Origin of the sequence: Pseudomonas sp. R2-7-07, assembly GCF_003852355.1 — a bacterium.
Classification (GTDB): domain Bacteria; phylum Pseudomonadota; class Gammaproteobacteria; order Pseudomonadales; family Pseudomonadaceae; genus Aquipseudomonas.
Genome location: NZ_CP027759.1, coordinates 3,262,688 through 3,280,099 on the forward strand (window position 1 = coordinate 3,262,688; position 17,412 = coordinate 3,280,099).

Genomic DNA, 17,412 nt, shown 5'->3' on the forward strand with positions numbered 1-17,412 from the left:
AGCGAGCAAGGTGTGAACCCAATGATGAATTGGCTGCAAGGCAGCAGCGTAATGGCAGAGCGGGTTCGTCGGCATGATTGGGCCAGTACGCCCCTGGGGCCGGTTGAACACTGGCCGGACGTGTTGAAGACAACCGTTGCGCTGTGCTTCGCCTCCAGCTTTCCCCAAGCCATCGTCTGGGGGCCTGAGTTGATCACGCTCCACAACGATGCATTCGTGCCGATCCTGGGCAACAAGCCCGACGCCCTGGGCCGTCCGTTCAACGAGGTGTGGCACGAGGCATGGGATGACATCCGCCCTATCGCCGACACCGCGTTCGCCGGGCAGGCCACCTATATCGAAAGCTTTCCGCTGTTGATCCTGCGTGACGACACGCCTGAACAAGCGTACTTCACCTTTTGCTACAGCCCGATCCGTGATGCAAAAGGCGCGGTAGTGGGGTTGCTCGATACCGTGACCGAAACCACCGCCACGGTCTTCCTCACCCGGCGCCTGGCCGTGCTGGACGCCATCGGCAACAGCGTTGCCACGGCCACCGACCCCGAAGCGATCATGATGTCGACCACCCGCCTGCTGGCCGAACACCTGCAAGTGTCGATTTGCGCCTACGCCGACATGGAAGACGACCAAGACGGCTTTACCATTCGCGGCGACTGGTCGGCCCAAGGCTCGCCGAGCATCATCGGCCATTACAGCCTGGCCGCGTTCGGCGAGCGCGCAGTGACCTGCCTGCGCGCCGGCGATCCCCTGGTGATCGGCAATAACCTGCTCGAGTTGCCGGCCCATGAAGCCGCGAACTTCCAGGCACTCGGTGTAACGGCGACCATTTGTATGCCGTTGATCAAAGACGGCCGCCTCACCGCGCTGATGGCCGTGCACGACAAACAGCCCCGCCACTGGTCCTCCTATGACCTGGCGCTGTTGGGCGAAGTCACCGAACGTTCCTGGGCGCATATCGAGCGCGTACGCGCCGATGCTGTGGTGCGTGAGGGCCTGGCGGCCTATACCGAACTCAATGCAACCCTGGAACAGCGCGTCGAAGAACGCACCCGCGCCCTCGCCCAGGCCGAAGCCGCGTTGCGCCAGTCGCAAAAGCTCGAGGCCATCGGCCAACTCACTGGCGGCGTCGCCCATGATTTCAATAACCTGCTGACGATCATTCGTTCATCCGTGGATTTCCTGCGCCAACCGGGGCTCTCGGAAGAACGCCGGCAACGCTATATGGGCGCGGTGTCCGATACCGTCGAGCGGGCCAGCAAGCTCACCAGCCAACTGCTCGCCTTCGCCCGCCGCCAGCCGTTGAACCCGCAGGTGTTCGATGTCAGCCAACGGGTGCGCAACATTGGCGACATGCTTGAGAGCGTCACCGGCGCACGCATTCATGTGCAGGTGCAATTGCCCGAGCAGCCCTGCTATGCGCGCATCGATTCCAGCCAGTTCGAAACCGCCCTGATCAACATCGCCCTCAATGCCCGCGACGCCATGGACGGCCAGGGCAGCCTGATCATCAAGGTCGCCGCCCAGCAGCCGCTACCGCGCATCCGCGGGGATGCCGAGTCGCGCCTGCCCTACATCGCTATTTCCCTGGCCGACACGGGCGTGGGCATTGCCGGCGATACCGTCGAACGCATTTTCGAGCCGTTCTTCACCACCAAGGCCGTCGGCAAGGGCACCGGCCTGGGCTTGTCGCAGGTGTTCGGCTTTGCCAAGCAATCGGGCGGCAATATCGATGTGGCCAGCACCCTGGGGCAAGGCACGGTGTTCACCCTGTACCTGCCCGAGGTGGAAGGCGAAGCCGCGCCCCGGCAGGACGCAGAGCAAGACCTTCCACCGCCGCTGGACCTGGCCCAACGGCATGTACTGATCGTGGAGGACAACCTGGAGGTGGGACGCTTCGCCAGCCAGATCCTCAAGGATCTGGGTTACCAGACCACCTGGGCCACCAACGCCGAACAGGCGCTGACGCTGGCCGGCAACGATGCCGGGGCCTTCGACGCGGTGTTCTCGGATGTGGTGATGCCTGGGATGACTGGCGTCGCCATGGCCAAACTGATGCGCCAGCGCCGGGCGGACCTGCCGGTGGTGCTGGTCTCCGGATACAGCGAAGAACTGGCGGACAGTGGCTATGAAGGCTTTGAATTCCTCGCCAAACCCTACTCCGCCGAACAGGTTGCGCGCGCGTTGGCCAAAGCCATGGCCAAGGATCAACCCGCCACGGCCACCTGATTACGGCCCAGCGCCTTGGCCCGGTACAGCGCCTTGTCGGCGCTGTCCATCAAGCCATACAAGTCCAGCGCCTGGGTATGGGTCGAAGCCAAGCCCAGGCTGGCACTCAACCCCTGCACCGGGTCGGCCCGCAAATCGCCAATGGCCTGGACCAGTTGCTCGGCGATGCTGCGCGCGGTCTCAAGGGAGGTATTGGGCAGCAATATCGCGAACTCTTCACCCCCCAGGCGGCCGTACACATCGACCTGGCGAAACGAGGTACTGATCACACTGCCAATCTGGCGCAACACCTGATCACCGGCCTGGTGACCGTAGGTGTCATTGATGGTTTTGAAGTGATCCATGTCCAGCATCAGCACACACAGCGGCTGCTGCTCACGACGGCACTGGGCATAGAGCGCCTGGGCCTGTTCGAAAAAGGCCCGACGGTTCATCAACCCGGTCAGCTCATCGGTCTGGGAGGCGTGGGTTGAAATGGTGTGGGCGCGCTCCATTTGCCGGGTCAGGCGAAAAGCTTTTTCCAGGGCGTCGGAGAGTTTGTGCGTGGCGGCCACCACAAAGGACGAGAACACCAATACCGCCAGCGCCACGCCGACCTGCATCGGCGATGGCTGAAACAGCAACCACAGGGTACAAGGCAACAGCACCAGGCCCATGGACCCCAGCGACATGTAGCGATAGGCCGAATAGCAGGACACCGCGCCGACCGACATGCCCACGGCGAACAGCATGACCAGCACCTGGGCCACACGGTCATCCACCGGCATCACCGCCAGCGCCCCGCCCCCCCAGATGCCCGCCGACAGCATCAGTGTCACCCAGTAACGCCGCTCCCACCGCGCCGGCGTTCGCTCACTGTCGGGGCAGCGGAACCATTCAAGGAATAATTGCAGGCGCAGCAGTGAGGAACCGGCCAGCAGCACCAGCCATATCAGGATCAGCTGCTGGTCGAAGCGCTCCCAGCACAGCCAGCACAGCATGAGAGCGGCCAGGTAGCTGCCAAACAGCGCCGGGAAGGACTGGCGAAACAGCTGGTGCAAACGGTCGGTGCGCACCTGCTGTTCGATAACACGGTCCGGGTCTTGCCCAAGCCCATGGCTATTCATGCGATTCGCCTGTCTGAGTGCTACGACAAAGGTGCCATTGTGGCACCCTGCCAGTAGCCCGGACAACCGCATCCGTCGCGCCAGGCGCGTTTAACTCTCCTGTGGTCGCAGAATCAACACACCCAAGGGTGGCAGGTTCAGCGACAGCGACACCGGCTGCCCGTGGCGGGGCTCATCCACGGTCTGTACCGCACCGCCATTACCGAAGTTGGACCCGGCATACATGTCGGCGTCACTGTTGATCACTTCGCTCCAGCGCCCGGCAACGGGTACGCCGACCGCATAGGCCTCACGCGGCACCGGGGTGAAGTTGGCGACGACCAGCACTGGCTTGCTGTCCTTGCTCCAGCGCAGCCAGGCATAGACGCTGTTGATCGCATCGTCGCCAATCAGCCACTGGAAGCCCTGGGGCGCGTCATCCTGCTCGTGCAGCGCCGGTTCCTCGCGGTACAGGCGGTTCAAGTCGCCCACCAGCTTTTGCACCCCACGGTGCTCGGGGTATTGCAACAGGTACCAGTCCAGTTGCTGGTCGTGGTTCCACTCGCGCCACTGGCCGAACTCGCAGCCCATGAACAGCAGCTTCTTGCCGGGGTGCATCCACATGAAACTCAGGTAGGCACGCAGGTTGGCGAATTTCTGCCAGCGGTCGCCGGGCATCTTGTCGATCAGCGAGTGCTTGCCGTGCACCACTTCGTCGTGGGAAATCGGCAGGATAAACCGCTCGGACCAGGCATACACCAGGCCGAAACTCAGCTCGTTGTGGTGATGGGCGCGGTACACCGGGTCTTGCTGGATGTAATGCAGCGAGTCGTGCATCCAGCCCATGTTCCATTTGTAGTTGAAGCCCAGGCCACCTTGCTGGGTGCTTTGGCTCACCCCCGGCCACGCGGTGGACTCCTCGGCGATCACCAGGGCACCCGGCGCCTCCAGCGCCACCACGTCGTTCAAGTGGCGCAGAAAATCGATGGCTTCCAGGTTTTCGCGGCCACCGTGACGGTTGGGCACCCATTCACCGGCTTTGCGCGAATAGTCGCGATACAGCATCGAGGCCACCGCATCCACGCGCAGGCCGTCGACGTGGAAGTGCTTGAGCCAGTGCAATGCCGAGGCGAGCATGAAACCGTGCACCTCGGTGCGGCCCAGGTTGTAGATCAGCGTGTCCCAGTCCTGGTGGAAACCTTCCAGCGGGTTGGCGTATTCGTACAGCGCGGTGCCGTCGAACTGCGCCAGGCCGTGGGCGTCCGTCGGAAAATGCGCCGGCACCCAGTCGAGGATCACGCCGATGTCCGCCTGGTGGCAGGCGTTGACGAAATACGCGAAATCTTCCGGCGAGCCAAAGCGTGCGCTCGGCGCGAACTGGGACAAGGCCTGATAGCCCCACGAACCGCCGAAGGGATGCTCCATGATCGGCATCAGCTCGATATGGGTGAAGCCCAGTTGCTGCACATAGGGAATCAGCCGCTCGGACAGTTCGCGCCAGCCGTACTGGCGTGACACTTCCCCGGCCTCGTCCAGCTCGCATTGCCATGACCCTACGTGCAGTTCGTAGATCGACAGCGGCGCGGTGGATTTCTGTTTGTCACCTCTAGCCTGCATCCACTCATGGTCCTGCCAGTCCACCTGCAATGGCGCGGCGACCTTCGAAGCGGTGTCCGGCGGCAGCTGGGTGGCCAGGGCCATCGGGTCGGCCTTGAGCGGCAAAATGCCGTGGGCACCGAGAATCTCGTACTTGTAGGCCGCCCCCGGTTGCAGACGCGGGATGAAAATCTCCCACACGCCAGACGGATGGCGCAGGCGCATCGGATGCCGGCGACCGTCCCAGATGTTGAAGTCACCGACCACCGAGACCCGTCGGGCATTCGGCGCCCACACGGCGAAACGTACGCCCTGCACGCCGTCGACCGTGGTCACTTGGGCGCCCAGGCAACTGCCCAGGTCGCGGTGGTTGCCTTCGGCAAACAGGTACAGGTCCATTTCACCGAGCAGCAATTGGTTGAAGCTGTACGGGTCTTCAGTGATCTGCTCGCCGCCGGCCCACTGGATCTTGAGCAGGTAGGCCTGACGCGTGCTGAAGTGCCCGACGAACAGCCCCGGCACCTGGCTGGCGTCGAGGCTGCCGATCGGCTCGCCACTGTCACGTGCCAGTACCTGGACACTCAAGGCTTCGGGCAGGAATGCGCGGATAAATTGCCCGCCCTGCTCATCATCATGCGGCCCAAGGATCGAGAATGGATCGTGGTGCTCGGCGCGTACCAGCGCCTCGACGTCCTTGGACGCCGGCATTGCAGTCAACTTGGGCTGCAGCGGTTCTCTATGCGTAAAACTCATGACGTCTCCCCACCGCGTGCAGTTTTCGATTCAGGTGTAAGCCCGCTGAGCAAACCGTGCAACCCTTGCAAGGGCACCGGCAACCAGCTCGGGCGATTTTCCGCTTCGTAGGCCACTTCATACGCGGCCTTCTCCAGGCTGAACAACGTCAGCGCGGCGTCCTGGCCGTTGGCATCCTGCCAGTCATGCGCCAGTGTAGCCGTCGCCGCCTGATAAGCCTGGGTAAATGCCTGGCGGGCTTCACTCAGGTAACGCTCGGTCACGCGACGACGCGCGGCGTCGGCTTCCGGCGATTGATCAACCCCTTGCACATTCAGGGCCATGGCCGCTGCGTAATCGAAGGAGCGCAACACCCCACTCACGTCCTTGTAGGGGCTGTGCTTGCCGCGTCGTTCATGCAGCGGGCGCGCCGGTTCGCCTTCAAAGTCGATCAAATAGGCATCGCCCTTGACCACCAGCACCTGGCCCAGGTGCAAGTCACCGTGGACGCGAATCCGCAACCCGCCCAGCGTGGCTTTCGCCAGCGCCTGGACATGGCTGCCGATGGCTTTTTTCTGCGCCAGTAATTCACTGACCAACGCCTGATCGGCGGGGTTCAACTGGCTTTGATTTACTTTGAGCAACTGCAGGGCCCGCTCGATCTGCGCCCCCACGTCCTTGGCCCAGGCCTGGGTGTCCTTGACCGAAGTGACTTCGGGCTTGAAGTCCTTGTTCTGGGTAGGCGCGCCCAACACCACGTGCATCTCGCCCAGACGCTGGCCGAGCAGGCCGGCAAAGTCGGCCAGTTCGCCCAGGGCGTTGTAGTGCTGCTCCTGTTCGGAAATCGCCTCGGCCAGTTCGTCGCGAATGGCGCGTTCGAGGTTGTTCTGGGTCCAGCTCCAGGCGTCGCCCTGGTTGCTCAGGTAGCCCTGGGCGATCATCAGCAGGTTGTCCTGGCCCTCGGCGTCGCGCCGGCTCATCGAGCCCATCAACGGCGAAATGTTCGGGTATTCGGCTGCGGTCAGGTAGGCGCTCATTTCCAGTTCCGGGTGCACCCCGGCACTGACTTTGCGGATCAGCTTGAGCACCAGGCTCTCGCCGACCACCACCGAACTGTTGGACTGCTCGGCAGACAAGTAGCGCACCGCTGATTCATCCGTCAGTTGCAAGGCAGCCAGGTGCGGCGTGGCTTCAAAGCGCAGGTCACCCTCGCTGCTATTGAGCACGGTACCGGCCTGCAGGCTTTGGATCACGCTGCGCACAAAATGCTCGAGGCTGAACGCGTCGGTGACCAGCCCTACCTGGCGGCTGCGCCGTACCCGGGCCATTGCCAATTGCTGCGGCAAGGCGCTGGTGAGCTGGTCTTCGCCAAGGAAGCCGAACGGCAGTTGATACCGGCTGGTCTGGCCCGCGCTGGTGACGTCGATCTCGCTGAGCAGCACCGGGTGCTGGGCGTCGCCGAAGCGCACGCCGTAGGCGATATGCACGCTGTCGATGGTGGCGTCCTTACCGGCGAACCAGCGGCGCTTGGGCAGCCAGGCCGGCAACGAAGTGTGCTCCAGGGTGGTGCGGCAGGGTTCTTCCAGTAACTCTTCCATACGTTTTTTCAACACCAATGTCGTGAAGTCAGGAATGCTCTGGGCCGGTTCCACATGCCAGCTCGGCATCTGGTTTTCCGCCGCCAGCACGAACCAATAAAAGCCATAGGGCGCCAGGGTCAGCAGGAAATTCAGCTGGCCGATGGGCGGGAACGCGTTACCGCCGAGCATCTCCACCGGCACCATGCCGGCGAACGCCGACAGGTCCAGCTCCGCCGCCTGGGCACTGCGCGAGACGTTGGCCACGCACAGGATGGTTTCAGTGCGGCCGTCCTCCCCGGTGTATTCACGGGTATAGGCCAGGATGCGGCGATTGCTCGGCGACAGCATTTTCAGGCTGCCACGGCCAAACGCCTTGGATTGCTTGCGCACCGCCAACATGCGCCGCGTCCAGTTCAGCAGTGAATGCGGGTCCTGGGCCTGGGTTTCGACGTTGACCGACTGATAGCCGTATTGCGCGTCCATGATCGGCGGCAGCACCAGGCTGGCCGGGTCGGCGCGGGAGAAACCGCCATTGCGGTCGATGGACCATTGCATCGGCGTACGCACGCCATCGCGGTCGCCCAGGTAAATGTTGTCGCCCATGCCGATTTCGTCGCCGTAGTAGAGGGTCGGCGTGCCGGGCATCGACAGCAACAGGCTGTTGAGCAGTTCCACGCGGCGCCGGTCACGCTCCACCAACGGCGCCAGGCGCCGGCGAATGCCCAGGTTGATGCGCGCGCGACGGTCTGCGGCATAGTAGTTCCACAGGTAGTCGCGCTCTTTGTCGGTGACCATCTCCAGGGTCAGTTCATCGTGGTTGCGCAGGAAAATCGCCCACTGGCAATTGGCCGGAATTTCCGGGGTCTGGCGCAGGATGTCGGTAATCGGAAAGCGATCTTCCTGGGCCAGGGCCATGTACATGCGCGGCATCAACGGGAAGTGGAAGGCCATATGGCATTCATCGCCGTCGTCGCCCTTCCTGTCACCGAAATAGAGTTGGGTGTCTTCGGGCCATTGGTTGGCTTCGGCCAGCAGCATGCGGTCTGGGTAATTCGCGTCGATTTCGGCGCGGATCTGTTTGAGCACCCCGTGGGTTTCGGGGAGATTCTCGTTGTTGGTGCCGTCCCGCTCGATCAGGTAGGGAATCGCATCCAGGCGCAGGCCGTCGATGCCCAGGTCGAGCCAGTAGCGCATCACCGACAGCACGGCTTTCATCACCTGGGGGTTGTCGAAGTTAAGGTCGGGCTGGTGCGAGTAGAAACGGTGCCAAAAGTACTGGCCGGCCACCGGGTCCCAGGTCCAGTTGGACTTCTCGGTGTCGAGGAAGATGATCCGCGTACCGTCGTATTTCTGGTCGTCATCCGACCACACGTAGAAGTCCCGCGCCGCCGAACCCGGTTTGGCCTTGCGGGCGCGTTGGAACCAGGGGTGCTGGTCGGACGTGTGGTTAATCACCAGCTCAGTAATCACCCGCAGCCCACGCTTGTGGGCCTCGGCTATGAAGCGCTTGGCGTCGGCCATGGTCCCGTAGTCGCTGTGTACGCCACGGTATTCGGCGATGTCGTAGCCGTCATCGCGGCGTGGCGAAGGGTAGAACGGCAGCAGCCAGATGGTGTTCACGCCTAGGTCGGCAATGTAGTCGAGCTTGGCGATCAGCCCCGGAAAATCGCCGATGCCGTCGTTGTTGGAATCGAAATAGGATTTGACATGCACCTGGTAAATCACCGCGTCCTTGTACCAGAGCGGGTCCTTGATAAAGGTGGCAGCCTTGGGTTTTTTCGCCATTGGAAACTCCTGAAATGCTCAAACTCTTACAGACTGAACGCGTTCAATGTGGGAGGGGGCTTGCTCCCGATGGCGGCGCTTCAGATAGATGTTCAGTGACTGACACACCACCATCGGGAGCAAGCCCCCTCCCACAGTTGATCTGCGCAAGATTCAGGAAGCAGTGATGCGCCAGATCCCGAACGGCATCTGCGGCTCCAGCCGAGTCCATTGGGTCTTGCCATACCAGGTCCAGCGATGGCCGTTCATCAAGTCTTCACCCTGGGTCTGGGAGTCGTCCGGCAAGCCCATCTCCCATAGCGGCAACTCGAAGTGCGCTTCCTGGGCGTTGTGCGGGTCGAGGTTGATGGCCACCAGCACGAAATTGCTGCCGTCCTCGCTGCGCTTGCCGAAGTACAGGATGTTGTCGTTCCAGGCGTTGTAGAGCTTGAGCCCCAGGTGCGTCTGCAACGCCGGGTTTTGCCGGCGGATGCGATTGAGCTGGGCGATCTCGGCAATGATGTTGCCGGGCGCGGTGAAATCGCGCGGGCGGATCTCGTATTTCTCCGAGTCCAGGTATTCCTCTTTACCCGGCACCGGCGCGGACTCGCACAATTCGAACCCGGAGTACATGCCCCACAGGCCCGAGCCCATGGTGGCCAGCGCGGCGCGGATCAGGAAGCCTGGGCGGCCGGACTCGTGCAGGAAGCCAGGGTTGATGTCCGGCGTATTGACGAAGAAATTCGGCCGGTAGCATTCGCGCCACGGCGACTGGTTCAACTGGGTGAAATACTCACTCAGTTCGGCCTTGGTATTGCGCCAGGTGAAGTAGGTGTAGCTTTGGGAATAACCGACTTTACCCAAGCGCGCCATCATTGCCGGGGTGGTAAAGGCTTCGGCCAGGAAGATCACTTCCGGGTATTTGGCCCGCACGTCGCTGATCAACCATTGCCAGAACGGCAGCGGCTTGGTGTGTGGGTTGTCCACGCGGAAGGTCTTCACGCCCTCTTCCACCCAGCCCACCACGACGTCGCGCAGTTCGGTCCACAGGCCGGGAATCGCATCCGCCGCGTAAAAGTCGACGTTGACGATATCCTGATACTTTTTCGGTGGGTTTTCCGCGTATTTGATCGTGCCGTCCGGACGCCAGTTGAACCAGCCTGGATGCTGCTTGAGCCACGGGTGGTCCTGGGAACACTGGATAGCGAAGTCGAGGGCGATTTCCAGGCCGTGGTCGGCAGCGGCCTTGACCAGACGGCGGAAATCCTCGCGGCTGCCCAGTTGCGGGTGGATCGCCTCGTGCCCGCCCTCTTCGCTGCCGATTGCGTAGGGGCTGCCGGGATCATCGGGGCCGGCGTTCAGGGAGTTGTTCTTGCCCTTGCGATGGCTGCGGCCGATGGGATGGATCGGCGGGAAGTACAGCACGTCAAAGCCCATGTCATGGATCATCGACAAGCGTGAATGCACATCGTTGAAGGTGCCATGGCGGGCCGGATCGTCGGTGATCGAGCGGGGAAACAGCTCATACCAGCTGGCGAACTGGGCGCGCTCGCGCTCCACGTCGATCGGGTACACGCGACTGATGCTCAAATAGGCACGGTGGTCGGCCTGGGTCATCAGGTGTGCACTGTCTTCGTGCAGGAACTGCGCGACCTGCTCGGTTTCCAGCAGGCCGGAGAGTTCGTGATGCAGCAGCATCAAGCGGTCGCGCAGTTCGTTGTCACTGCGTTCGGCGGCCTGCAGCACCAGGCTGCGGCCTTCCTGCAGTTCCAGGCTGACCGGCACCCCGGCTTCGTGCTTTTTGCGCAATTCATAGCAGAAGCTGGCGAAGGTATCGATCCAGGCCTCGATGCAGTATTCATGGGGCCCCTGGGTGGTGACGGTGAATGCACCTTCCCAGCCGTTGTTGCCCACATCGCTCATGACCACGCTGTGCCAGTTTTCCTGCCCGCGCGGGCGCCAGCGCACCAGCACCGCCAGCTGGTCATGGCCATCGGCGAATACTTTACTGGTCACGTTGACGCGCTGGCCAACGACCGCCTTGACGGCAAACTCGCCACCATCGATCACCGGCATGGTGCTTTCAATCGCAATTCTGGGTAATAGCAGCGCCTGGGACAACGGCAATAAAGACTCTTCTGGAACCAGTGTTTCAGCAGTCATCGAGCATATTCCCCTTACGCCCTGTGGACGCTCTGTGCTTGATCCGAATTCTTGAGATGGCGGCGCGCTCGCTGAGCAGGCCCGTATTAGGTCCGAGCCTGGGCTTCGGGCAAAAGTTCAGGTGAATATGCCGCCACCCGGCGGGGAATCAATTCCCACCGACGGCTGTCCACCCATAGAGCAAAGCACAAAGGAGGCCACACCGATGAATATCCCCATCCCGGCTGAAACCCCGGACCCGAACATCGACAACCCGACGCTGCCCCCCACGGAGCCAGAACCGATTCCGGAAAAAGAACCGCCGGAGAACGAGCCGCCACCGGTGCAGGAACCGCCGACCACGATGCCGCCTGTGATCGTCAGTCCTTCTCGAAACGCTTGACGATTTTCGGCATCACGCTGAACACCGCCAGGGCCAGCAAGGTACTGAGTACCGCTGTCGATTCCCGGCCCAGACCGGCCGAGACCCCAATCGCAGCGGTCATCCACAAACCGGCGGCGGTGGTCAGGCCCTTGACGTGTCCGGCATCGTCATCCTTGCCCTTGATGATGGTGCCGGCCCCCAGGAAGCCAATCCCGGCAATCACACCCTGGACCACCCGGCTCATGGCATCGGCCTGATTGCCGGACATCTGCGGCACCATCACAAACAGTGCTGCGCCCAACGCCACCAGCATATGGGTGCGCACCCCGGCGGCCTTGCCCTTGCTCTCCCGCTCAAACCCGAGAATGCCACCGAGTAGCGCGGCCATCAGCAGGCGCACGGTCATCTGGGTGAGCTGTCTGGCGTCGCCGATATCGGCAAATTCAGCCTGCAATGTTCGCCACGCTTCATGCAACCAAGCGTCCATGGATGCCCTCCTGTGTTTTTTATAGGTAAAGGATGGACAGCGGCGACCGCCAGTCAGTTGCGCGGAACCTGCATACAACCGCAACACCCTAACCTTCATCGCCCATGAACAAAGGAGACCGGCATGTCCCTACGTATCGAAGATCAGCTGTGCTATTTCACGCTCGGTGACAATGCTCAGGAACACAGCGTGCCTGCGACCCGAGTCAATATCGCGACCGACACCGAAAAATCCATGTCGTATGTGGAATTGGCGGCTGAACGGATCTACATCACCGAAGCTGAGGCCGACGCCCTGACCGTTGCGGGGGCCCATGATGGGCGTCAGCATGTGAAGGCTGATGCACCTGGCTCGGTGATTTGACTGAGGTAATTTAACTGAGCTGTGCAGTACCTGTGGGAGGGGGCTTGCTCCCGATAGCGGAGGGTCAGTTATCTGATGTATCAACTGACCCAGCGCTATCGGGAGCAAGCCCCCTCCCACATTTTGAGTCGGTTTCGTCAGTGAGCGCTCGGCTAGTCGAGCCATCTGATCCGCTTTTTGTCGCACTACATGATTCTGTTATGCAATCAGAGGTGCGGGTATAGTCCCCGGGGGAAATCAGCACCAAGGCCCCCATGAAACGCTACGAAAAATTCGCCGAAGACATCGCAGAACTGATCCGCTCCGGCGTGCTCGGCCCCGGCCAGCGCGTGCCTTCGGTGCGTTACGCCAGCCAGACTTACGGCGTCAGCCCGTCCACGGTGTTCCAGGCCTACTACCTGCTGGAGCGCCGTGGCCTGATCCGCGCGCGACCGCGCTCCGGCTACTTCGTCAATACTCATGCGCCCAGCCCGTTTTCCGAACCGGTGGTGAGCGCGCAGGTGCACGAGAGCACCGAAGTCGATGTGAGTGAGCTGGTGTTTTCGGTGCTGGATTCGATCAAAGACCCGAACACCGTGCCCTTCGGCTCGGCCTTCCCCAGCCCGATGCTGTTCCCCTTGCCGCGCCTGGCCCGCTCCCTGGCCAGTGCCAGCCGTGCGATGGACCCGCGCCTGGTGGTCACCGACATGTCTCCCGGCAATCCGCAACTGCGCCGTCAGATTGCGCTGCGCTACATGGTCGGCGGGCTGATGCTGCCCATGGAAGAACTGCTGATCACCAACGGCGCCCTGGAAGCGCTGAACCTGTGCCTGCAGGCCGTCACCGAGCCGGGCGACCTGGTGGCGATTGAAGCCCCGGCGTTTTACGCCTGCCTGCAAGTGCTGGAGCGCCTGAAGCTCAAAGCCGTGGAAATTCCGGTGCACCCGCGCGACGGCATCGACCTTGACGCCCTGGCGCAGAGCCTTGCGCGTTACCCGATCAAAGCCTGCTGGAGCATGACCAGCTTCCAGAACCCCATGGGCGCCACGGTGCCGGAAGAAAAAAAGCGCGCCTTGGTCGAGCTACTGCGCAGCCACCAGGTGCCACTGATCGAAGATGACGTGTATGCCGAGCTGTATTACGGGCAGCATGCGCCGAAACCGGCCAAGGCTTTCGATACCGAGGGGCTGGTGCTGCACTGCGGCTCCTTTGCCAAGAGCCTGGCGCCGGGTTATCGCGTTGGCTGGGTGGCGGCTGGTCGCTTCGCGCAGAAGGTCGAGCGCTTGAAACTGATGACCTCGCTGTGCCCGTCGATGCCGGCCCAGGCCGCGATTGCCGATTACCTGCAACACGGCGGCTATGACCGGCACCTGCGCAAACTGCGCTATGCCCTGGAAGAACAGCAAAGCGCGATGCTCGCGGCGATCGGCCGTTACTTCCCGGCGCAGACCCGGGTCAGCCAACCGGCCGGCGGGTATTTCCTATGGCTGGAATTGCCGGAGCACACCGATTCATTGAAGTTGTTTCAGATGGCCCTGGCGCAAGGCATCAGCATCGCACCGGGGCCGATCTTTTCGGCAACCCGGCGCTTTCGCAACTGCATCCGGTTGAACTACGGCAGCCCGTGGACCGAAGCGTCGGAGCAGGCGATGGAGACCCTGGGCCGGATCGTACGCTCGTTTTGAGTTGCACAATGGCGCTCCGGCCAGTCAAGGCTCTTTGTAGGAGCGAGCTTGCTCGCGAAGAACGTCTAGGCAACGCATTCATTCTGAATAACCGCGGGGGCCCTGAGTTCTTCGCGAGCAAGCTCGCTCCTACAGTCGGCATGCATCGGTTGGGGAAACGCGCGATCAGCGTCCGCCGCCCAAGTCGATAAACGTGCCGGTAGCATACGAGGCCTTGTCCGACAGCAACCAGATAATCGCCTCTGCCACTTCATCCGGGCGCCCGCCACGGGCCATGGGAATGCCGGACTCCAGCTTGCTGACCCGGTCCGGGTCGCCACTGAGGGCGTGGAAGTCGGTGAAGATATAGCCGGGGCGCACCGCGTTGACGCGAATGCCCTCGCCGGCGACTTCCTTGGACAGGCCAAGGGTGAAGGTGTCGAGCGCGCCCTTGGACGCGGCATAGTCGACGTATTCCCCCGGCGAGCCCAGGCGCGCCGCCACCGACGAGACGTTGACAATACTGCCGCCCTGCCCGCCATGCCTGGGCGACATACGCAGCAGCGCATGCTTGGCGCAGAGGATCGGGCCCAGTACGTTGGTCTTGAGGATTTTCAGGATACGGAATTCGGACATTTCATCGACCCGCGACTTATGGCCGACAGTGCCCGCATTATTCACCAGCGCCGTGACACGGCCCAGCTCGGTATCGACACGGTTGAACAGGGCGATCACTTCATCTTCGCTGCTGACGTCCGCGCGTACCGCAATTGCCTGTGCACCAAGGCCGCGCACCTGTTCCAGTACACGCTGGGCGGCGTTTTCGTCGGACTGGTAGTTGATGCAGATGCGATAGCCCTGGCGAGCGGCCAGCAAGGCTGTTTCGGCGCCAATCCCGCGACTGCCTCCGGTAATGATGACGACTCTGTCCATGTGCAGTCTCCTGACTCAACCTGATGTTTGGGGTTGAGTTGAAGAATACCCGTCACGCAGGGCTTTTGTCAGGCGCGTGCGCGTGTTGGGATCGTTCCCACGAGAAGCGTGGCAACGATATTAAAACACCGACCACCCAATCCGCTCACTCAACAATTCCAACGCCTTCATCCCCGCCAGTGAATTCCCCGCCGCGTTCAATTCCGGCGACCACACGCACACCGTAAACTGCCCCGGCACCACCGCGACAATCCCGCCGCCTACCCCGCTCTTGCCCGGTAGCCCGACCCGATAGGCAAAATTGCCGGCCTCGTCATACAGTCCACTGGTGGCCATGATCGAGTTCACCTGCTTGGTCTGGCGCGCCGTCAGAATCTGCTCGCCACTGTGGGCGCTCACGCCCTCGTTGGCCAGGAAGCTGAACGCCCTGGCCAGGTCCAGGCAGCTCATTTGCAACGCGCAGTAATTGAAGTAGCTGTGCAGCACCGCGTCCACATCGTTGTGGAAGTTACCGAAAGCCTTCATCAGGTAAGCCATGGCCGCGTTGCGCGCACCGTGCTGCGCTTCCGAATCGGCGACAACGCTGTTGACCAGAATCTGCGGGTTACCCGACAGGCGTCGTACGAAATCGCGCATCGACAGAATCGGCACGGCGAAGCGTGATTGGTTGATGTCGCAGATCACCAGCGCGCCGGCGTTGATAAACGGATTGCGCGGTCGGCCGCGTTCGAACTCCAGTTGCACCATGGAGTTGAACGGTTGCCCCGACGGTTCGTGGCCCAGGCGCTCCCAAATGGTTTCGCCGCCGTGGTCGATGGCCTGCACCAGGCTGAACACCTTGGAAATGCTTTGCACCGAGAACAGCGTGTCGGCATCACCGGCGCAGTAGGCCGCGCCGTCGTTGCCGTAGACCGCGATGCCCAACTGGTTGGCGGGCACGTCGGCCAGGGCGGGGATGTAGTCGGCGACTTTGCCGAGGCCGATCAGGGGGCGCACTTCGTCGAGGATCGACTCCAGCAGCGCCTGCATGTCTTGTCCTGTCATCTTCTTTGGATCAGTGGTGAGCGAGGCGCGGAGGATACTTCAATGGGCGCGATAGCCCCACACAATCTCCACGACCCGCTCGGCAACCATCCGATAAATCAGTATCAGCAACTCGCAGCGCCAAGTGAAAGCGTACGAGGGACCGCCGGATAAATGCAATCTACTGATAATAATAAAAACTATAATTCCATAATTTAATAATTAGGTTAGAACTAATCGGCCTTTTACAGACGCGCCCGTGCGCCCTACTTTCACGCTACGGACCGACCCCTTGCCCGGTGGAGGCTTGTTTATCGACTTCAACAAGGACCTGACCATGAGCATCGAATTCATCGGCTACATCGGCGGCCACCATGCCTCCGAAATCCACCCGCGCAGCGGCCCGACGCTGCAGCCAGACTACGTTGAGCGTGTGGCACGCGCCCATGAAGAGGCCGGCTTCGACCGCGCCCTGGTGGCGTTCCACTCCACCAGCCCGGACAGCACGCTGATTGCCGCCCATGCTGCCAGCGTGACTCAGCGCCTGAAATTCCTGATCGCCCACCGCCCAGGCTTTGCCCAACCCACCTTGGCCGCGCGCCAGTTCGCCACGCTGGATGTGTTCAACGGTGGGCGTACCGCCGTGCATATCATCACCGGCGGCGACGACCGCGAACTGCGCGCCGATGGCAGCCATATCGGCAAGGACGAGCGCTACGCGCGCACCGACGAATATTTGAGCGTGGTGCGCCAGGAATGGACGAGCGACAAGCCCTTCGACTTCGCCGGCACCTACTATCAGGTCGAAGGCGCGCACTCCACGGTGAAGTCGCCGCAACAGCCGCATATCCCGCTGTACTTCGGCGGTTCGTCGGCGGCGGCGATCGCGGTGGCGGGCAAGCATGCGGATGTGTATGCGCTGTGGGGCGAAACCTATGAGCAAGTGCGCGAGGTGGTGACCCAGGTGCGTGCCGAGGCGGCCCGGCATGGGCGTACGATTCGCTTCAGCTTGTCATTGCGCCCGATCCTGGCCGAGACCGAGGAACTGGCGTGGCAGCGGGCAGACACTATTTTGCAGCAAGCCACGGCGCTGGCCGAACAGAGCGGCTTTGTGCGGCGCGAACCGCCCAATGAGGGCTCGCGCCGATTGCTGGCGGCGGCAGCGCAAGGCTCACGGCTGGATAAGCGCCTGTGGACCGGGATTGCCGCCTTGCTCGGCGCACAGGGCAATTCCACAGCGCTGGTGGGCACGGCCGAGCAAGTCGCGCAGGCGTTGCTCGATTACTACGATCTGGGTATCACTACGTTCCTGATTCGTGGGTTCGATCCGCTCAATGACGCGATCGACTATGGCAAGGCGCTGATACCGCTGACCCGCCAGTTGGTCGCTGAGCGCGAGCGGGCCAGGCAAGTCGCTTGAGAAAAGCTGGGAGGACGTTCGCGCCTCCCACAT

General features: G+C 62.2%; 12 protein-coding genes. 5 read left to right on the plus strand and 7 right to left on the minus strand.

Features of this window, described 5'->3' with window-relative positions:
* The first annotated feature begins 21 nt into the window (after positions 1-21).
* Entirely contained in the window at positions 22-2,226 is a 2,205-nt protein-coding gene (locus C4J86_RS14855) for a GAF domain-containing protein (protein ID WP_124370959.1), read from the plus strand.
* On the opposite strand, the gene C4J86_RS14860 is transcribed toward C4J86_RS14855, so the two are convergent.
* The 4 genes from C4J86_RS14860 to C4J86_RS14875 form a co-directional block, all read right to left on the minus strand.
* Positions 2,205-3,332 carry a diguanylate cyclase gene (locus C4J86_RS14860; protein WP_124370960.1) on the minus strand — a complete coding sequence of 376 codons (1,128 nt, stop codon included), beginning with the start codon at positions 3,330-3,332 and terminating at the stop codon, positions 2,205-2,207. The genes C4J86_RS14855 and C4J86_RS14860 overlap by 22 nt on opposite strands.
* A 90-nt stretch (positions 3,333-3,422) precedes the next feature.
* A complete protein-coding gene (gene glgB, locus C4J86_RS14865; protein ID WP_124370961.1) occupies positions 3,423-5,660 on the minus strand; it encodes a 1,4-alpha-glucan branching protein GlgB in 2,238 nt (745 codons plus the stop codon).
* Positions 5,657-9,004, minus strand: a complete 3,348-nt coding sequence (gene treS, locus C4J86_RS14870; protein WP_124370962.1) for a maltose alpha-D-glucosyltransferase — start codon at positions 9,002-9,004, stop codon at positions 5,657-5,659. The genes glgB and treS overlap by 4 nt, the downstream gene beginning before the upstream one ends.
* Positions 9,005-9,157: 153 nt before the next feature.
* Positions 9,158-11,146 carry an alpha-1,4-glucan--maltose-1-phosphate maltosyltransferase gene (locus C4J86_RS14875; protein WP_124370963.1) on the minus strand — a complete coding sequence of 663 codons (1,989 nt, stop codon included), beginning with the start codon at positions 11,144-11,146 and terminating at the stop codon, positions 9,158-9,160.
* A 205-nt stretch (positions 11,147-11,351) separates the two neighbouring features.
* Between C4J86_RS14875 and C4J86_RS26870 the strand changes: the two genes are divergently transcribed.
* The gene (locus C4J86_RS26870; protein ID WP_164487537.1) at positions 11,352-11,528 is read left to right on the plus strand and encodes a hypothetical protein; all 177 of its coding nucleotides are present in this window, start codon (positions 11,352-11,354) and stop codon (positions 11,526-11,528) included.
* On the opposite strand, the gene C4J86_RS14880 is transcribed toward C4J86_RS26870, so the two are convergent.
* Entirely contained in the window at positions 11,506-11,997 is a 492-nt protein-coding gene (locus C4J86_RS14880) for an MgtC/SapB family protein (RefSeq protein ID WP_124370964.1), read from the minus strand. The two genes, C4J86_RS26870 and C4J86_RS14880, sit on opposite strands and share 23 nt — an antisense overlap.
* Before the next feature lie 123 nt (positions 11,998-12,120).
* Between C4J86_RS14880 and C4J86_RS14885 the strand changes: the two genes are divergently transcribed.
* Both C4J86_RS14885 and mapR read left to right on the plus strand, forming a co-directional pair.
* On the plus strand, positions 12,121-12,360 hold the full coding sequence (locus C4J86_RS14885) for a DUF3203 family protein (RefSeq protein WP_124367309.1): 240 nt from the start codon (positions 12,121-12,123) through the stop codon (positions 12,358-12,360).
* A 254-nt stretch (positions 12,361-12,614) separates the two neighbouring features.
* On the plus strand, positions 12,615-14,024 hold the full coding sequence (gene mapR / locus C4J86_RS14890) for a GntR family transcriptional regulator MpaR (RefSeq protein ID WP_124370965.1): 1,410 nt from the start codon (positions 12,615-12,617) through the stop codon (positions 14,022-14,024).
* A 165-nt stretch (positions 14,025-14,189) separates the two neighbouring features.
* On the opposite strand, the gene C4J86_RS14900 is transcribed toward mapR, so the two are convergent.
* Entirely contained in the window at positions 14,190-14,936 is a 747-nt protein-coding gene (locus tag C4J86_RS14900; RefSeq protein WP_124370967.1) for an SDR family oxidoreductase, read from the minus strand.
* Positions 14,937-15,056: 120 nt separating this feature from the next.
* Positions 15,057-15,965, minus strand: coding sequence for a glutaminase B (gene glsB, locus C4J86_RS14905; RefSeq protein ID WP_124365164.1), 909 nt, complete (start codon positions 15,963-15,965; stop codon positions 15,057-15,059).
* Positions 15,966-16,296: 331 nt separating this feature from the next.
* Between glsB and C4J86_RS14910 the strand changes: the two genes are divergently transcribed.
* A complete protein-coding gene (locus C4J86_RS14910) occupies positions 16,297-17,379 on the plus strand; it encodes an LLM class flavin-dependent oxidoreductase (RefSeq protein ID WP_124365165.1) in 1,083 nt (360 codons plus the stop codon).
* The last annotated feature ends 33 nt before the right edge of the window (positions 17,380-17,412 follow it).